Below are 238 nucleotides of genomic sequence, written 5' to 3'. Positions count from 1 at the left end.
CATGTGGCTGACCGCCGGCGAGTGGGGCGGCCCGAAGGACGGCGAGAGCACCCAGCGGCGCCTGGTCCGCTACCGCACCGTGGGCGACATGTCCTGCACCGGCGCCGTCGACTCCGACGCCGCCACCATCGACCAGGTCATCACCGAGATCGCCGCCTCCCGGCTCACCGAGCGGGGCGCGACCCGCGCCGACGACAAGATGTCCGAGGCCGCGATGGAAGACCGCAAGCGCGAAGGG

At 73.1% G+C, this 238-nt stretch carries 1 pseudogene; it reads left to right on the top strand.

The window, feature by feature from the left end:
- Positions 1 to 238: pseudogene (locus ADK52_RS13525) on the top strand (sulfate adenylyltransferase small subunit); the annotation flags it as partial.

Source organism: Streptomyces sp. WM6372, assembly GCF_001279655.1.
Lineage (GTDB): Bacteria > Actinomycetota > Actinomycetes > Streptomycetales > Streptomycetaceae > Streptomyces.
The sequence above is the reverse complement of the archived record's forward strand: the minus strand, read 5'-3'. Positions and strand labels throughout refer to the sequence as shown.